The sequence below is a fragment of the Rhabdaerophilum sp. SD176 genome, from assembly GCF_030143245.1.
GTDB lineage: Bacteria > Pseudomonadota > Alphaproteobacteria > Rhizobiales > Beijerinckiaceae > Rhabdaerophilum.
On the sequence record NZ_JARJNS010000011.1, the window covers coordinates 24,988 to 43,362 of the forward strand.

Consider the following 18,375-nt stretch of genomic DNA (forward strand, 5'->3'; position numbering starts at 1 on the left):
ACGCAAGAAAAGCTTGCCAAGCAGCGCTGAGGCCGGATGCCGCTCGAAAGCAGCCGTTTCGCCATCGAGCGACATTTCTCGATCAAGCGATTTGGCAAAATGACGCTGATAAAGCGCCTGGAAATCCTGATGGACTGCCGAGAGATCAAGGGCTGCAAGGACCGGCATTCCCGGGCGATCAACACAAAGCGCAAGGTGTTCCGGAGTTGCCGCCACGAAATCGACCACAAGGTCTGGGCGGGGGATCGTAAACCCGTTTGATCCGGCGCTCAGGCCAACCGCTTTGAGATCGGCGCGGAAATTGTCGGCACGGCCTGACCATACGCATGTCCCACGGTGCAGAAGGCAGAGGCGGACCGGCCGATCCGGTGCCCTCTTGTCGATCGCCCAGCCCCGGATCTCCTTCCCGCCCCAATCATCGACACTGACCAGATAGTCCTGAGCGGCGTCACGGTCTTCCCCGAGCGCGCCGGCAAGCTGCCAGGCGCGCTGAAAGCGTCCAAGCAACGCCAGAAGTGTCGCTCGTTGACCCACGCCGTTCTCCTGATCTTCTCATTAATCCGGTTTTTGGGCCCGGCTCTTGGGCCCGGTTCTTGGGCCCCTTCGGTCCGTTTGCGCCCCTTTCCATCTGTGCTGGTGAGGCGCCATCGCGTCAACTCCATACGATGGACGAGGAGATCACGAAAAAGGCGACGTTGCGGATGGGGTAACGAGATGCACAAGGCGTCGAAGAGGGCGATACGGGCACTGACGAGGAGAAGGCCTCGCCCTTTTTTCTGATGACACGGTAGCTCTTGCGCGCCGGATCTGACCGTGATTGCCGCGCGCAAGGGAATTATATCTTTCCGCGAGCAGGGGGATCAAGCGCGAAGCCGGGGATTTTTCCAGACCTGGCAGCCATCGACGAGCAACGTTGGCCGCCCGTCATCGAGGCGGAACTGACACGGCTTCTCCCGAACGAGTTTCCATCCAGCATCCCCAAGGCAGCTCATCAGAGCGTCCTCAATCGCCCGGCCATGGGTCCCCACGATCAGGCTCGCAACTTTCTCCGAGATTGGTTCGATGGCGGCCCCGATACACTCCGCTTCATGGCCCTGGATATCGACATGCAGAAGGTCAACGCGCGTTTCCTCGGCAAGGAGCGTTGCGATCGAAAGACCTGTCACGATCTCGGTTTGTCGGACGAGATGGCCGCGGTAATCGTGACCTGTCGATTCGCCCTGTCGGAACGCAGCCATGCCCCAGTCTTCGGCCGGATCATCCGCGACAGGGAATTCTACTGCCCCATCCGCAGAGGTAATCGCGGCATGGATCAGACGAGTCATTTCGCGGTCAATGCCGTTATTTGCACAATGCGCATGAGCGAAGTCGAGATGGTCCTGCGATGCTTCAACTCCCACGAGGCGGATCGCCTCGATCCCGCGCTTCCTGGCAATTGTGGCTGCTGCAACCAGCCAGGGGCCCCAGCCCATCCCCAATTCCATTGCAACCAGAGACCCGGAAACATGTTCCATAGCATCGATGAGACCACACCACTCGTCGAGGTCACCATGAAAATTGCCATGGGGAATTGGATAGCCTTCCACAGCACCCGAAAGCCCAACAATCGCATTGACGAACCGGACATCGGTGCGAATGCCAAGAAAGTCGCGGACAAAACCGGGCTCGCCTGGCCCCATATAGCGAGGGATCGATCGGATGAGATCAAGATCGGCGCGGGAAGGAACAATGACTGAGCCCAAACGCTGGGCGCGATCCAGGAGGAACTCTTCAGACCGGAGCAAGTGACCCAGCAGGCTCAATCCATCCGGCTTGGCCTCGATCATCGCATGGAGATGAGCAGCCTCTACCGGGCGGCCCAAAACCAATCGGTATGCTTGCTGCGCCAATACCGTCGTAAACTGATCGTCGCGTTCCTGATCCACCGACCCGTTGCTCCTCTGATCTGGCCCGGACTGACACCGATCAATCCCGCCAGCACGCGCGTTGCCTCTTGCCAAAGGCTGAGACTTTGTCAACTCGCCGTCAGGCCAAGTGCGACCGGGGCACGACGGTGCTCGAGATCGATTGGACTCGGATACGACTGATCGAAGGCGAAGGGGCTCGGACGGCAAGCCTGGCCGCCCCGAGCCCCGTCTACTGCGAGCCTCTTTACCCCCAATTCCGCCTTTGCCTTTTTTCAACGCCTATGGTATTGAAATTTTATACCCCAATTTGGGGGATTTGCCTGCCAGCCAGACTGACGTGCAATCCAGACCGATTGGTAACGGTCAAAGCTGAGGCAACGATCGAGTCGTTTGGGAGTTCTGAAGATGTATACCAACGCGCAAAAGCGATCGCTGGAGGAAGTCCAGGAACTTCGCAAAGAAGCCGGACGCTGGCTTCGTGAACTCCGCGAGGCCAAAGGCCTGTCGCAACGGCAGCTTGCCGAGCGAACTGACTGTGAATATTACACGTTTATCTCGCAGCTTGAGACAGGGCGCGGCCGCATTCCTCCCGATCGGTATAGGCTCTGGGCCGAGGCACTCGAGATCGATACCAAGGTCTTTGTGCGGCAGTTGATGGCCTATTATGACCCTGTGACTTTCGAAATCCTTTTTGGCGAGTGAGTTTCCCGATCCGGAGCCATTGGCGTCGCGCCTTTGGTTTGGGGCCTTCGACATCGCAGTAGACAAAGAAGGCTGACCTCGCTGATCAATCCTCACCACTTGCGAGCCTTGTCAGACTTGCGAGCCTTGTCAGAATGGTGTCAATCGGATAGCCCTGTCCCTGATAACATCATCGCTTTCTTAAGAGTTGTTCGTGGCCCAGCCGGTTGCCCTGTTTCAATCCCGCAAGATTGGTTCGAGAGATTGGACCAACCAGGAATTGGCTGAATTCTACCGGGTCGAGGCCGCATTGACCCAGGCAGGCTTGCGGATCTTTTCCGACCGAGGACAGACGGACGAAGGTGATCCTTGGTTTGTTTTCTGCCGAGCCCCTGACGGCGATGTGGTGATCCATTTTGCCCGGATCGGTCATGATTACCTTATTGCATCTGACACTTTTCCGGAAACCCTGCGCGGGCAGGATTTCCGTCAGCTCATCAACCGGTTTGCCGGACAAAATCCGACATTGATGGCTCTGCCACCATCCCCGTCCCGCTCCCGCCTTTTCGTTCATCCCTCTGCCCTTCTTGCTGCCATTGTTGCAACCGCCTTTTTCTGGATCCAGCCCCAGGACGCGGTAGCCAACACGATGGATAGCGATGCTCTTGATGCCGAAGGCCACCCCATCGAAACCGGTGGCACAGAGGGATTGGCCTTTGTTTCATCCGGGCTGGAAGCCGAGCCTCCGGCGAAGATCGAAGGGGGAGACGATCATCCCCAATCAAGGCATCTTGTCCTGATCCTTTCGATCATGACCATGGCCGCAACGTTCGATTGGGTTTCCGATCACGCCATTCTTGGCCTTGTCGACAACTGGATCCTGAACGACACCCCGATCGAAGAACGCATTGTTGCTGAACGCCTGGCGCCGGTCCTCCTGACGTTGGACGAGGCTCATGATGCGGTGGTCCGCAGGGCTGAAGTTGGACCTCAATTTGCAGGCCGGCCAGGGGATCAAGGGGAAGGCGCGGCGTTTTTCACCGAGCGGCTGGAGACCACCGCCTCGGCTATTGGCCGGGATTCTCAAGACCCGAGGAGCGCTGAAATCTTCCCCGCCGGCCCTGGCGCAAAGTCCGGCGACACGCCCCTGCCCCAGGATAACAACGGCGTTGCAAACCTGGTCGATGTTTCCAGCCGCAACCTTTCATTGCATCCCTCCGATCGCTCGGCCTCGACAGACAATCCCAAAGCCGCGCCACCCAATGAAAGGCTCAATGCGTCAGACAGCGCCGATCTTGAAGCCGAGACGGGCGCCATCTCATCAGCCCTCAGCTTTGTCCTTCAGGAAGCCCAGGCGCTTCAGCTAGAATTGCCAATCAAGGCACTTGAAGATCAGCAGGACCTGGTGGTTCAGAGCGGATATGGCCTGCGCTATCTTGTCAGCCGCGTCAGCGAGGTCTTCGGGCACGTCGATCAAGGGGAGGGTCAAGGCGTTTCCTTCTTTCAGGAAATCCATCACCCGATCGAGAGCGACGTTGTGGACGAACATGTTCCGATTGAGCTCGATGCCAAGGCCGCAATAGACCAGGACAAGACCGGCTCCTTGAACACTCACGAGGATACCGGGGCAAGCAATCGGTCCATGAAAGATCTTGCGAGCCAACTGGACCGGTATGACATGCGGATGGAACCCCTGGTCCAGGCTTTCCTCAAGAACTCGCCGACGGTAGACCTGCTCATGGTGGACGGAAACGTTGTGCTTTTCGAACGGGATGAAGCGCGCTACGGCGATGAAGGGTTTGGGGTGCTCTCCTGGGCCCTCGATGATGGCTCGACACTGAGCCTTATCGGGGTTTTGACCGACCTGCCGACGCTCAGTTGAGGCCGGAATACCCTTGATTGCGCTCGGGTGAATTCATCTTGATCCGGGCTCCATGTGAGAAACACGCTGCCAGATCTGGTTCAGCGACAGATGTCTTGGCCAGTTTTAATTCGTCTTCTGGCACAAACCGGCTCATTCGCCGCCCGCCCCTGCGCCCTCGCCCTCGGACCTTCGCCCAAGCCCTTTACTCCGCCCAAGCCCTTTAAACGTTTCAGCCTTAGGCCAAGGACCAGGGGGACCAACTCTGCCCCAAAGACATCGAAGGCGCCGGGAGCGCGCTCAGGCGGCAACCCGAATTTTGCATGCATGAACAAACTTCGGTTCATCGGGCCCTTCCACCCGGATCGCTCTCCTCCAACCGGATCTTGGAGGGCGCGCAAGCCTGGGCCGCCAAGGATCGACTGGGTTGTGTAAAATGCGTCGGAAGGCAAGGAGGTCGCCCTAGGAAAGTCAGCGAGAGCCAAGACCCGGTCACGGGACTTTAAGCCTTGAAAGAAAATGCGCCCGAAGATGGCCGAGGATCGCCGCATCAAGCCGGGCCTCGCAATGTTCTGAGCCAGAGCTTTCGTTGCATAGATCCAGGGCATCGGCCGGATCACTCGGATTTGCCCTGTTCCAATGGGGTGGCCGAGCAAAGCCCAGATCGGGCCCTGACCGACATTGACCTTCTTGCGCCCTTTGCAATAGCTCCAGCGCATACTCCCAATCGTCGAGACAGATGCCTGCCAAAACTGCGAGATCCTCAAGGCTTTCGGTCGCTGTTTCCGGCGACCCTCGCCGCCAGAGCGGGCGATAGCGCGTCAGGGCGATTTTTCGCAATGCTGCATATTTGGAACGAGGAAATAATTCCTGAATTTCCACATGTCGATCCAGCGCCAGAAAAATCCGGGCCCAATCGGCAAGGTGGGATGCAGAAAGGGCAGCGCCGCCCTGCCCTTCATGGATGAGATAACCCGCGCCAGGCTGGTTGACCCGAAAAATGGGAAACCGCGCGAAGACCCGGAGCTGGAAATCCACATCACTCGGCAAGCCGGCATGAAGGTAAGGCGCACCGACCGTCTCGAGCACCGAACGACGCCAAAGAATCGAACTCCAGGCATAATGGCCAAAGCGAAGCCAATCCTCCATATGCTCGGCCGGCTCGAGCCGGCCAAAGCGCCGTTGATCGGGCACTTGCGGATAGGTCTCGAGCAGTTTGCCCCCGCAATCTCGCGCTTCGGTCACATAAATCGCTGCCCCAAGCGCTCGATCTGCTTCGAGCATGGCCAGGGCCTTGGGAATAAAATCCGGGTATACCCAGTCATCATCAGCAAGCGGCACAAAATAATCGGTATCAACGCATCCGAGTGCCTGCTGGAAATTGGCGATCGGCCCGATGTTGACCGGGTTTTTTTGATAATGGATCGGAACATCGGATTTCTTCAACCGATCAATGACCGCCTTGGCCTCGTCGGTGCTCCCATTGTCAAATACGCGGATGACGAGGCCGCTGCACCCGCTTTCGATCACGCTCTTGAGGGCCCGTTCCAGCATGGCCGGCCGGTTAAAGGTCGGGATCAAAACTGTCACCTTGGGTGAAATCGGTCCGATGTCGGGGGGGACCCTCCTTCCAGCCAAAGGGGATTGATTTGACCGATCCGTGCGATGCCGGGGAAAGGACGCCCGCAACCATCTTGAGAGGAACGAAGGGATCGGCAGGGGCATCGGGTCGAAATCCTTCAGACGAAGGTGCCTTCCTTCGCCTTTCCTTTTTCTTGCGTCAACAATGCCTCTCTCGACTGGCCTTCTTGCCCGTGCAGTCACAAAATTGAACCATCCGACTGGCCCGGAAAAGGCTTCGATATGCGAAGCGCCGCGACTGTGACGCGTCCTTCGTTACGATCAATTAGACACGATCGAGGGTTTTTGCGCGCCGGCGATGCGATCAGGCGCAGGCGAAACCAATCCTGAACCCGGATGGTCCACCCTCGGCACCATCAGGAGCAGGCCATTGTCATTGAGACAAAGCATCGCTGGCTTTTTTCACGAGGTCGGGAGCGTGGTGCGTTTCCATGCCCAGCACGCGCTTTCACGGATCGCAATATTGGCCATTCTCGCGATCTGGACCGGCGCCTTTTTCATGAATGTACAAATTCCGCGGATGGTGGAGCAGGCTACACTCGAATTCATCGATCTCACATCCCGGGAGACGCTCAGCCAAATCAAGGACATCCGCGATACCTATGCCGAGACCGTTGCCAAAGGCCAGCCCGGCCAGAACCCGCGTTCCGCCATGCGGGGCGCAGAGCCAACGCATATCCCGCTCCCGATCGAGTTCATCCGGGACATCACCAGACGCATGTCCGGCCGCGACATCGAGGTGAAGATCGTCAGCCCGTTCCCCTGGCCAGGGCAGTCGCGTTCGCCCATGGATAGCTTTCTCAACAAAGCTTGGCAGCAGTTCCGGGATCATCCTGACGAGGTCGTCGCCGTGCAGGAAGGCGTGGGACTCGATGCCCGCTACCGCATGGCTATAGCCGACCGGCTCTCGAGCCGGACCTGTGTCCAATGTCATAATGAACATCGGGATTCACCGATCCGGACCTGGCGGCAGGGCGATGTGCGCGGCATCATTACGGTGACGACGAAGGTCGGTCCGGCTTTCGTCGAGGCCCGTGACCGTGCGCGCCTTATTCAGGCCTGGCTTTGGGGCACTTGTCTTCTGACGACCATGCTCTTGCTGATTGCAATGGGTGCGGTGCGGCGAAGGGAACTCGCCAAGGAGAAGGCTCATCACGAACTGATCTTCCTTGCCCATCACGATGCCCTGACGGGCGCGCTGAACCGGAACGCATTCCACAAGAAGCTCGGGGCAGCGATCAACATGCCGGATATCAGGCTGAAATCGATCCTTTTTGTTGATCTCGATCACTTCAAGCAGATCAATGATGAGTTCGGTCACGAAATCGGCGATGCCATGATCTGCCGGGTCGCATCGACCCTAACCGAGGAAATTGGCAAGGATGGCCTGATCGCCCGGCTCGGTGGTGATGAGTTCGTGGTCGCACTGAACCGGGGCGATCCTGAATCGCTCGCTGGCCGCATCCTCAAGGCGCTCGGCCGGCCGAAGCCTTGTCAGGGGCAAGTGCTTGGGCTCTCGGCCAGCATCGGCATTGCCAAGGCCGAGCCACGTCCCGACAATGCCGAAGCGTGGATCCGCCGCGCCGATCTTGCGCTCTACAAGGCCAAAACCAGCGGTCGCGGCCGCTATGCCCTATATAGCCTTGACCTCGACGAAGCCCAGAGAAAGGCGAAGAGGATTGAAGCCATCCTGGCTGAAGCCATCGAGAGCGAGACACTCGACGTGCATTTCCAGCCGATCTGGGACATCCAGAGGGGAAGGCTCGTTGGCTTCGAGGCCCTCGCGCGCCTTGCCGATCCGGAGGGGGGCATGATTTCGCCAGCGCTCTTCATCCCGATCGCAGAGGATAATCACCAGATCAACAAGGTTGGCGAAATCGTGATGCGCAAGGCCTGCACCCTCGCCGCAAGCTGGCCGGTGCCAGTCCGGCTTGCCGTCAATATCTCGCCTGCACAGATGACGGCCAATCGCCGGCTGACCGATCTTGTCGAGCAAACCCTGAAAGCCAGCGGGCTTGCCCCTGGCCGGCTTGAACTTGAAATCACCGAAGGCATCCTGCTTGACCAGAACGAGCAGGTCATGGCCGACCTCAGGCGGCTCCAGGAGCAGGGCATCCGGATCGTGATCGATGATTTCGGTGCTGGATATTCCGGGATCAGCTATTTCTGGAAATTCCCCTTCAATAAGATCAAGCTCGACCGTAGCCTCGTCCAGGGGGCCGAAATCATGCGCGGTGCCAAGGCAGCGACCTTGCACACCATCATGGAGCTGGCGCGTCAATTTTCGATGGACGTGACCGGGGAAGGGGTCGAGACGCTCGAAGACCTGCGCTTCCTCAAGGAGCTCGGCTGTCACCAGGGGCAGGGTTATTTGCTCGGCCGTCCAATGATACAAGAGGATGCCACAAAACTGGTGGGCTCTGCCGAGCACACCGAGCGCTCAGACGGTTCTGGCTCAAGAAGCGTGATCGCCGCCTGAGCCATAAGGGTGCGAGCTGAGGCGCTGAACGCCCCCGCATTCCTGAAAACCCGCGGTCGATACTTGACCCCCGGACTATCCTACGCAACCTCTGTGAAAGTGAGGATAGCGAATGCGTTTCGTTTTCTTGTACGCTGGCCCGAGACCGCGGCCATATCAGCATAATGAAATTCGTCTGTGAAAAAACTCACAGAAGGACGTCAAAAAACAAATGGCAGGGACGAACTTTTATTGATTTTTATTCGTCAGTTTCAATAGGTTCACATAGAGATTGCCAAACTTCTTAACCGGCGTTTGGTATTGAGCGGGCAAGGGCGTGCGGGTTTTTTCAAAGTTGAGCAGGCATTCGTTCATGCAGCGATTGATCCAGAAGCTTGACCGATCGCTGTGGGTCAGGTCGCCAGGACGCACCGATCCGAACAATGGATTATCCTCCCGGTTCTCGAGCGGACACCTTCCCATCTTTTTTCAACATCGCTCGGCAAACGGGCCAAGACCTGTTTTGAGAAAAGTTGATCGCTTCCGAATGCATGCGATCGCCGATTTCCAATCCCGTTGGAAAAGGGCGTATCGACCAATCCAAACGCTATCCCGGCTGAAGACGCTGACAGGCATTCCTTCTGACGTGGGCACCGCGGTCGATTCTGTTTTCTTGGGTTCGGTGTGATCCCATGCGGCTTCGCGCGGACGTCCAAAGCCTGACAGTCGAGCAAGGCGCCGAAGCGGGGGCACTGTCCCCCGATAAGCAGGATGCCTGCCGACTTTCCGGGCCGCAGACGACCGAGATGGCCACCCTTGGCGAAGAAATCGCTGCGGCCCGGATTGCGGGGGCGACCGAGACGCTCGAAGCGCTGCGGATCGGGGCGATCCTGGTTGATCGCCTGGGGCGGATCGTCGAGGTCAATCCGATGGCCGAGGCGCTTCTGGGGTCGGATTTTCAGATCCGCCAGGGGCGCTTCCTGGGGCCCCGTCGCGCCTGCGAGCGCCTCGAGCGCGCGATTCAGAATGCCCTTTTGGACAAGCTTTCCAAAGATGGGGCTCCGATCTTGATCGAAAGGCGTGGCGCCTCAAGCCTGATGGCGAATGTGGTGCCTCTGATAACGCTGATCGACAATCCTCTTGCCCGAGGCTGTGTTCTTGTCACGCTCAAGGAACTGGGATTGCCCGCAAGTCCCCAGACCGAGCGGCTACAACAAGCGCTCGGTCTGACGCGGCGTCAGGCCGAAATTGCCGAAGCCCTCGCCAGGGGAGGCCGCGTCGAAACCATCGCGGAACAATCGGGGGTTAGTCCATCGACCATCCGGACCCATATCAAGGACCTTTTCCTGCGCCTCGGGGTCACCCGGCAGAGTGACCTTGTCGCGCTGGTGGTCAGGTTCCTCGGTTAACCCGGCTCGATTAACCCGGGGCGTTTATGGCTCAAAATGAACCAGATCGCGACGGCCCTGATACAGGTTCAAGGGTGACGTCAAGGGACCAAGGCCGTTGAGGCGCTCCCCAACGACGTACCCTTCACCCGGCTTGGCGATCCGAAGGCTTTCAGGACAGCCTTCCTCGTGGATTGAATTTTTCCATTCGGGCCCCGCGCGAGGCGAACGTCGGGTCGAATGAAGAATTCGAAAAATCCATAAAAAACATCGAGTTGCTCGCGGTCTTCTTGATTTTGACATTTGCTTCGTAATCTCCCCAGCTGGGATGCAAATGTCAGAATTGGACCACTCGCCGGAGATAGCCGACGCTTTCCCGCAGAACGGTGCCGTGACCTCGAGCATGTTCCAATGACGTGGATACCGATTGATCGCAGAAAATGCGTCAAAAACAAAAAATGAGGGTGGACGACCGGATTCATTTAGTTCGAATTCCGCTTTAGACCGACCTTGTCCGGCTCTGGCGTCGGTGGAGAAACCGGATATTGCGGCTTCATACGGGGTGGAACACTTCCGCCACACCCTACCGTTCGGCCGTCCGTCGATGACCTGCTGGCGTCAGCGCGTCAGACCGGACAGGCTGGACAATCTGGTGTCGGAGACCATCGCGGGCCGAGGGAAGACCAAGGCATTTCCCATCCTCGGGGCGCTGCTCGCGCGATCGGTATCGCCGGAGGCGTCGGCTCGATGATCCGAAATCCGCTTTCGTTCCGCTGATCACGACCCAATCCAACACCCCTGCCAGGGACGTGCTGACACCTTGAATTCAGCGACGAAGACCGCGTTGCGGGAGCCTTCCCGCTTGGGTCGGCGTGCGATTGGTTAACGGCATCGCTCAGCCATTCCGGCATCAAAAGGTCTCAAAAAAAATTTCATGCAGCTGACGATTCGTTTGTCCGTTAACCAAACAAGAGATTGATAAAGGCATCATTTTTTTGATCTGAACGACACTTAAAACCGAAGGTTTTTCTCTTCCAGCAATGGGATTCTCCTGTCGCCGTTTTTCATCTAACCTTTTCACGACACAAGGATTCGCCGGATTCGGAAATCCCATGTCGGCCTAACCATCCATGTTGCTTAAAAGGAGTACCCCGTTATGTCCAATCCACTCTCAACATCGCCACTCTCGACATCGCCAGTCTCGACATCGCCACTCGCCGCGAAGACGCCCAAAATGAAACAGCCCGATCGGCGCGGGAGACCAAGCAAGAACAAGGCCGAGCGGATCCTCCATGCGCCTGGAAGGAGTGATCGGAATGCCGTCACGACCTGCAGGCCCTATCTTGCCGGGCTAGGCCAGCCCCTGACATCGGATGTGCCGCTCGCGGCCGATTGGCAGGTTATCCTCGACAAGGTCACGGTCCAAAGGCGCAATCCTTGTGAACTCGTCATAGGGATCCTGCTCGCGCGTGGGATTTCGCCCGCCGATCTTACGATGACGGTGATCGAGGACCTGATTGCCGAAATTGAGCGGGAGCATCGCAGGACGGCCTTGTCGGGATCCGCGCCCGGCCGTCAGGCCCATGAGGTCCAGCGCGCGATCCGGGCCGTCTTCACCCAATGCGTCAATGCATGGCTGGCCCTCCGAGCGAATGATCCGTCCATCGGATACTGGTCAGATCTGCGGATCCTCCCGTCCTCCTTCGAACTCCAGGAGCAACGCCGCCAGAATGTGCCGCGTCAGACGAAAAGGCTGATCGATGGGATCATGCGTTCCTCGGCCGCCGAGACCCTCGCGCAAAGGGTCCGGTCGCGCTACACCCTCGATCTTTACGATTGTGCGGTGCGGCTCCAGCAAGCCGGGATTTCCGTGGTCAGCCGATCGGATTTCTGGCAACCCGCTGCCCTTGATGCGTTATGTGCGGACTTCGAAGCCGACCATGTCCCAGCCGCCCGATGCGCGAGCCTTTTACATGTCCTGCGCTTTGCGGCCAAGATTAAACCGATGGATCTTGGCGGGATCAAAAGGATCCAGGATCTCACCCGAGCCTATCGATCTCGGCTGGCCGGCGGATCGCACTTGCGCAATTTGCCGCTGGTGGCCCGGATCGGCGAGGATACCAACTTCGTCAACCTCATCGGCGGCTTGCTGCGGGCTGCCGGCGGGGTCGGCACGGACGGCCAATCGCGCCAGAGAATTGCCCGCGCATCCGGCGCTTGCCTCTGCCTGATCCAGTTGATGAGCGGGGTCCGCCTTGCGCAGCTTGTTGCGCTCTCCATTATCTATGATCCCGATGACGGGTCACCTTCGATCAAACCCACGATAAGCCCTGACATGACCGAGCGCACAAGGACCCTGCCCAACGTTCTGGCGCTCGGCGAGGTCGATCAGGCCCTTAACGCCTTCTGTGCGCTCTTTTTTGCCGAATATGGCCGCATGCCGAAATCCTTGCTCGATGGCCTGCTCGGGCCGCGTGCGCAGCAAGCCTCAGCCCAGGCCCGCATGGCCCTCGTGCTTGCTGATCTCGCGCCAGGCATGACACCGGGCATGTTGCGTGACTTGCTCGTCTGGCGGCTCATCCCCCATCAAAGTCCCGCCCGGCTCTACCGTATCCTCGGTTACGGCTCCTACCTGCGGTTCAAGATAAAATACGCTCCCTTGATCGCGCTCGCCAACGCCAAAAAGCTCATCGGATGAAGGGGCGCGCCATGACAAAATTCTCTCGCACCCCCCATCAAGCCTCGAAGATTGCGCCAACCTGGCGCAATCTCTCCCCAGATGTCAAAGGTCTCCTGACACCCAAAAAGGCAAGCCTTGGTCAAAAACTCAACGAGCGATCATCAACAATCTATATAAGAGCCTTGAAAACGTTCTTCGACTGGATGACTGAATTCAGTGAACTCAATCCAGAAAGCCTATATATCAACAAGAGACATCTTGTTGAATATGCTTCCTATCTTCAAGCCAGGAAGGTGAATGTCAAAGGCTTTTTGAAGCTTCTCTTGTCCGCACTGAGCGCTGCCTTGCCGGGTCAATTCGACAAGAGCGCCTTGAGGCAACTGATCGCCGTTCAGAAAACGACAGGCACAGGGCGGGGGGGAAAAATCATGGCCGTATCCCTGAGCGCGCTATCCGACGACGAAAAGGCGTTCGTCAACCATATCAGACAAACGTATGGCATCCACCGCGGCGATGATTATTTGCGTTTCCTCGGCCACATAACAAGCGCTTCTCCTCGCCTTCTCACCCTTGAATTTCGGCAGCGCTTTCTCCAGCCGGTGCTGGAACCTGTTCTGCTGGCCTGGCTTGGTGGGGTCCATGACGCGGGTTCTCTCCAGCGTTTTCACCTGATTGCCCCCGAGCTTGACGCCTATCTCGGCGTGAAGACCCATCGGTGGCTCCATGATGCCATCCGCGCGCGTCAAGCGGCCCTCGCGCCGCCGCCGAAAAGAAAAGGAACAACGACCAAAAGCCCGGGCCGCTCTTCAAGGCCCAGGCTGAAGACCCGGGCGGATATGCGGACCGGCCCCTTGCTGGCGCTGATGGAGCAGATCGCCCCCACGGCCCAATCGTCCATCCGGTCGTCACGTGCGTCCCGGTCGTTCAAGCGCAGTAGCCGGAAACTAATCGACGGGGATGTGCTCCACCTGATCAATGCCCGCATTCTGAAGGGAATCGGCAACCCGGATGATCCAGCTTGTGAGGTGTTTTCGCTCCCCTCGCTCGAAGCCATGGTCCAGCGGCTCCAGCACAAAATGCTCGATCCCCGGACGATTGGCCGGACGTGCGGACGCATTCGCATGCTCCACAGGCGCATCTTTCCGGCGGATCGGGATCATGGCTGCCTTTATCTCTCCGTGATCGGTCGGGAGCATTTTCTCTCGAAGCCACCGAAACGACGGGATGTCAGCCATATCGATTATCTCGATCTTTTGACGCGCGTCCAGCGGGCGCTCGCGGGCATCGAGGAGAATATCCAATCCGGGCCCCATCGCCGCAATTCTCTGCTCGAAGTCGAAAGGCGCGACCTCCTCATCGTGGGCGTCATGCTGAGTACCGGCTTGCGCATCACCAATGTCCATGGCCTTTGCAGCGACTGGATCCACCCTGGGCCCAAACCGATACTGGTTATCCCGGCCTCGATGACGAAGAACAGCCACACCTTTCCGGCTGCATTGCCGGATTGGTTGGTCCGGTCACTTGTTGATTATGCGCCAGATTTGAAGAACCCGCTGGCTCCGCCCTTTCCGATATGGCGCTCCCGCGATCAAGCCCCCCTCTCGCTGGCCTCGGTTGACCGCTCGATCAGGAAGACCAGCCTCACACTGATCAAGGAGCCTCTGCAACCCCATGATTACCGGCGCCTACGCTGCGCTTTTTTGCAAGATTCGGACGATATCGATCCGATGACGGCAAATCAGCTCAGTGGCCACGCGTACCTTGACACCCTGCTCACGCATTACCGAAGCCGCAAGGTTCCGGAATATCTTGGCGGTCTCCTTGCGCCTGTGCACATGAGCGCATCAGGCTCCGGGCTCGCACACGCACCATGAGGCTGACGCGCCCGAGAGTTTGGAGAGAGCCCGCTGCCTGATCTTGGGCCCGAAACAGCCCGGATTTCCAGTGTCGGTTTCGGCAATGCGCGCAGGAAGGCCAACCCTTGCCCTCTCGAGGGGGCTGAAACCGGCTCCCCTTCTCGCCGGTGGAGGCTTTTGGTGTGGGACTTCTTGGGCAAGTGTGACAGGCGGATGCCCCATGAGGCGTGGAATTCTTCAAATTCGTTGCGGGATGGGCAGAGGCGTCCGGTCGACGACCAAAATCAATCCTCTTCGCGCCGATCATGAGCCTGCTTCACAACTCGGCCGGGGAAATGCTGGTGTCAGAATTGGAGAAGGGCGAGTTGATAGAACCGTCCAATTCTCACGCCTATTGCCGGAGCGGCTAGTTTATGCTTCATTATTAACGTTTCGATAATTATTGCTACGGGTGAAGCAATGGCTGCCGATTATTCAAACCTCACGGTTGGGGACTTGAGCATCGCTCTTAACTTTGACTTCAGCGGCTTGGCAAATGTCGACTGGAATGAGGTCCGCCAGTACTTGATCGAATATGGCGCCTACACACCCGAGGTCGAGACCGTCATTTCGCTCTTTTCGAGCGGCGATTATTTTCTCCTATTCCGAGGGCTCGACGAGATCCGGCTCCTCGTTAACACCTACCCATCCAGCACCTTGCTCTCGGACATCTACGGCGACTTCGGCGGCGGACCCTCCGAAGACCTGATCGATTATCCGGATCAGATCGAGCCCTCCTACGACTCATTCAGCGACCGGTTTAGCTCCCCGCTCTACGACCTCAATGACGACGGCTCGTGGGATATTCCTGGCTTGTCGGGCATTTCCGGGCTGGACGACTTCAATGCCGGCTCGACCGCCAATGCCTTGTTCGACCAGATCGCAGATGCGGGCATAGACGTCGTTTTGGACCAGGCCCGGGACATCCTCGAGCGCTTAAGTCTGCCAACCGAATTTGTCGATACAGTCAACAGGGTTCGTGAAGTCCATGACATTGTGACCAACTTCCATTCCAATCTGTTTGATCTGCTTGAAGATGGACTTTCTGGGCGGGTCGACGGGGCCGAATATGAAAGTCGGCTCGACACAATCACCGGCAATTTCCAAGAGAGCGCGCGCGAATTCGTATCTGATGAATTAGGCGTCAACAATCAAAGTTTTTTCGAAAGTATTTTTGGAGTACTCCACTTGCAGGAAGTTAACTCTTTCCAAGTGAATTACTGGAAAATGGGCGCTGAGATTATTGGAGGGGCCAAACGCGACAGCATCCTTACGAACAGCCTTGATGACGTCGTCGCGCCTGGCCTCGGCCAAGACATCATATTCCTGCAGGGCGGGAGCGACCGGGTTATCCTGACTGCGGATGGCAGCTTCGATCAGGTCAACGGAGGCGATGGGCTCGATTTTGCAATCTATGACCGAGGGCGGAATTCGTTCGCGGTCTCTTTGCTGAATGATCGTGTCTTAATCAGTGACGGCTCTGGAGGTGTTGATGATTTAACCAACGTAGAGCGGCTTCAGTTTATAGAAGGCACTCTCGCCTTGGACACATCGGGCACCGCGGGCCAGACATACAGGCTCTATCAGGCGGCATTTGCCCGGACGCCGGATAATGCAGGGCTAAAGCATAACATTGGTCTAGTCGATGGCGGCCTGAGCCTGGCGCAAATGTCATCTGCCTTCCTGGCTTCGGCGGAATTCCAGCAGAGATACGGCAGCAATGTCAGCGATACGGCATACATCAATGCGCTCTACCGCAATGTCCTTGGCCGTGATGCTGATCCCGCTGGGCAAGAGGGATGGCAAGCGAGACTGAATGACGGCTCGTGGACGCGGACCACGTTGCTGATCGGCTTTTCGGAGAGCCCGGAAAACATCAACAATGTAGCGCCTGCTATCAATGACGGGATATGGCTGGTCTGACTCAGAAAGTAGCGGCTGGCTCGGGCTAGAGCGTTCGTCACGCTCGAATAGGTACACGAGTTCAATCACCGCCGCTTGATGCGCGCCATCGGCGATATCCCGCCAGCCGAAGGCGAAGAACGCGACTACGTCATCCTGCACCCGCCAACCATGGCCGCATAACTTAACCCAAACGGCCTCCGGCAAACTGTGGGCGGTTCAGGGAGGCGCCCGAGAGGGGGTGAGCGACGCTTGGTCAGCCATTTCATCCGAAACGCCGCCCCATCCCCCTCCTTTTGGCCAAAGATCCTGATCTTCCCTTAGAAAAACGTCAGGAGATCCGCGGTTCGAGCCTGGTTCTCCGGGCTTTCCGAGAACCCGATCAGGACCTCGGGCCGGTCCCAGGCGCCGCTATCGAGCCGGTCATCCCATTCGAGGAGCCCGCCCTGGTCCGCGCTACGGTCCAGAACATTGTTGTAGAGCGCGTCGATAAATTGCTCATCGCTGGTGTTGCGACCAAAGCGCGCTTCGAATTCTTTGCTCACCAGGAAGGCCGCGGCCATATCCTTGAGGGTCATGTCACCGCGCAGCAAAGCCTCGTTGTGGGTAAAGCCCTGCTGGTCTGGCGCTCGTCCGAAGGCCGCCTGATAGAGGCGCACCAACTGGGCCGCATCGCCATCAAAGTCGAAGCGGATATCCGGCGCGCGGATGGCTTCCGCGACGTCGAACGGCAAGAGAACACCGTCAATCGCCTGAACAATGCCATTCTGGGTCACAAGATCGCCAAGACCGGGAACATAGCCCGGGTTTTTGACCTCGGGATCCTTGTCGATGAGATGGTTTGGCCGGGCGATCAGCGTCTCGCCCGCCAGCGTGCGAACCTCCACCCCTTCCACGAGCTCGTTCTTGCTCCGCCCCCCTTCGGCGACATGATAGGTCAGAATCTTGGTCAGGAGCGGAAGGGGATTTCCTCCAGGATCCAGAGCGGTCAATGTGTTGACGATGGCCGAAAAGGCGCCCGCTTCATCCCCATCCCGGACCGGGGCTCCAAGGGTCTGGGCAAGACGGATAAAGGCCGCGTCTGTCGGCGCAAAGACGGTAAAGTCGGCTGTCTTGTCCTGAAAGGTCGAAACAAGACCGGCCGTGTCGAGCGCCCGGAGCAGCAGATCAAAATCCGCGCTGTTCCGATCAAAATTGCCGCCAGAAGCCGCCACCAGATCCGCAATGGTCGGATCGCTGGTCGCTTGTGGGACATCCACCGGCAGAAGAACCCGGTCAATCGCATGCGCGATCCCGTTCGAGGCCAGAAGATCGGTGGCTCCACCAATAAAGCTCGGATCCTTGAGGTCAGGATCCTTGTCGACAAGGCTGTTGCCGACGGGCGTCAGGATTTGCCCCGACAGGGTTGCCACCTCTTTGGCCGCCTTGACCTCGCCCAAAGATTTTTCTCCCCCGGCCACGTGATAGAGCAGGATATCCCGAAGAAGCGGGATCGGATCGCCGCCGCCCAGCCCGGTCAGGGCCGAAACAATCGCATCAAAAGCTGCCTTTTCGTCACCTTCCGCGACTTTCGCTCCAAGGCTCCTGGCCAGCGCGATGAATGCCGCATCCGTTGGCGCAAAGACCGTGAGCCTTGCCTGAGGATCCGCCAGCGCTCCGGTTAAACCGGCCGCATCAAGCGCAGAAGCCAGGATATTGAAATTGTCCGGATGAGCGTCAAAGCCCGGTCCGGAGGCCCCGACTAGGCCGGCCAAAGTCGTCGTTGCCATGTCTTTTCTCCCTCTCCATGCCGGCGACCTACCCCAAGAGGCGATCCCGGACCTAAACCAACAAAGCCTTCGGGAAGCGCTGTGAAACCCCACCCTCGAGCGCTGGCCCTTGCATGCGCCAGCCTGATCTCATATTGTGGGAAAAATTCCCACGTAAAGAGGACATCATGATTTTTTTTCGCGCGGCGTTGGG

General features: G+C 58.1%; 12 protein-coding genes. 8 read left to right on the forward strand and 4 right to left on the reverse strand.

Annotated elements, in window-relative coordinates; genetic code table 11:
* The first annotated feature begins 36 nt into the window (after window positions 1-36).
* Entirely contained in the window at window positions 37-261 is a 225-nt protein-coding gene (locus P0652_RS18255; protein WP_284180331.1) for a hypothetical protein, read from the forward strand.
* Between the two features lie 599 nt (window positions 262-860).
* Here the strand turns inward: P0652_RS18255 and P0652_RS18260 are convergent.
* Entirely contained in the window at window positions 861-1,925 is a 1,065-nt protein-coding gene (locus P0652_RS18260) for an FkbM family methyltransferase (protein WP_284180333.1), read from the reverse strand.
* Between the two features lie 387 nt (window positions 1,926-2,312).
* Here P0652_RS18260 and P0652_RS18265 point away from each other — a divergent pair, with 387 nt between their 5' ends.
* Together P0652_RS18265 and P0652_RS18270 are read left to right on the forward strand one after the other, a co-directional pair.
* Window positions 2,313-2,609, forward strand: a complete 297-nt coding sequence (locus P0652_RS18265; RefSeq protein ID WP_284180334.1) for a helix-turn-helix domain-containing protein — start codon at window positions 2,313-2,315, stop codon at window positions 2,607-2,609.
* Window positions 2,610-2,802: 193 nt separating this feature from the next.
* Window positions 2,803-4,470, forward strand: coding sequence for a hypothetical protein (locus P0652_RS18270; protein WP_284180335.1), 1,668 nt, complete (start codon window positions 2,803-2,805; stop codon window positions 4,468-4,470).
* Window positions 4,471-4,941: 471 nt separating this feature from the next.
* Here the strand turns inward: P0652_RS18270 and P0652_RS18275 are convergent, their stop codons facing one another.
* Entirely contained in the window at window positions 4,942-6,039 is a 1,098-nt protein-coding gene (locus tag P0652_RS18275) for a glycosyltransferase family 2 protein (protein WP_284180336.1), read from the reverse strand.
* A 469-nt stretch (window positions 6,040-6,508) separates the two neighbouring features.
* On the opposite strand from P0652_RS18275, the gene P0652_RS18280 reads away from it, so the two are divergent.
* On the forward strand, window positions 6,509-8,569 hold the full coding sequence (locus tag P0652_RS18280) for a putative bifunctional diguanylate cyclase/phosphodiesterase (RefSeq protein ID WP_284180337.1): 2,061 nt from the start codon (window positions 6,509-6,511) through the stop codon (window positions 8,567-8,569).
* Window positions 8,570-8,797: 228 nt separating this feature from the next.
* Here the strand turns inward: P0652_RS18280 and P0652_RS18285 are convergent, their stop codons facing one another.
* A complete protein-coding gene (locus P0652_RS18285; protein ID WP_284180338.1) occupies window positions 8,798-8,992 on the reverse strand; it encodes a hypothetical protein in 195 nt (64 codons plus the stop codon).
* Between the two features lie 248 nt (window positions 8,993-9,240).
* Between P0652_RS18285 and P0652_RS18290 the strand changes: the two genes are divergently transcribed.
* The 4 genes from P0652_RS18290 to P0652_RS18305 all read left to right on the forward strand — a co-directional run bounded on the left by P0652_RS18290 (window position 9,241) and on the right by P0652_RS18305 (window position 16,434).
* On the forward strand, window positions 9,241-9,957 hold the full coding sequence (locus tag P0652_RS18290; protein ID WP_284180339.1) for a helix-turn-helix transcriptional regulator: 717 nt from the start codon (window positions 9,241-9,243) through the stop codon (window positions 9,955-9,957).
* Window positions 9,958-11,170: 1,213 nt separating this feature from the next.
* Window positions 11,171-12,634, forward strand: a complete 1,464-nt coding sequence (locus P0652_RS18295; RefSeq protein ID WP_284180340.1) for a hypothetical protein — start codon at window positions 11,171-11,173, stop codon at window positions 12,632-12,634.
* 11 nt (window positions 12,635-12,645) lie between these two features.
* The gene (locus P0652_RS18300; protein ID WP_284180341.1) at window positions 12,646-14,490 is read left to right on the forward strand and encodes a site-specific integrase; all 1,845 of its coding nucleotides are present in this window, start codon (window positions 12,646-12,648) and stop codon (window positions 14,488-14,490) included.
* Window positions 14,491-14,931: 441 nt separating this feature from the next.
* Window positions 14,932-16,434, forward strand: a complete 1,503-nt coding sequence (locus P0652_RS18305; protein ID WP_284180342.1) for a DUF4214 domain-containing protein — start codon at window positions 14,932-14,934, stop codon at window positions 16,432-16,434.
* 299 nt (window positions 16,435-16,733) lie between these two features.
* Here the strand turns inward: P0652_RS18305 and P0652_RS18315 are convergent, their stop codons facing one another.
* Window positions 16,734-18,182: a fasciclin domain-containing protein gene (locus tag P0652_RS18315; RefSeq protein WP_284180343.1), complete on the reverse strand. Its 1,449-nt coding sequence runs from the start codon at window positions 18,180-18,182 to the stop codon at window positions 16,734-16,736.
* Window positions 18,183-18,375 lie beyond the last annotated feature (193 nt).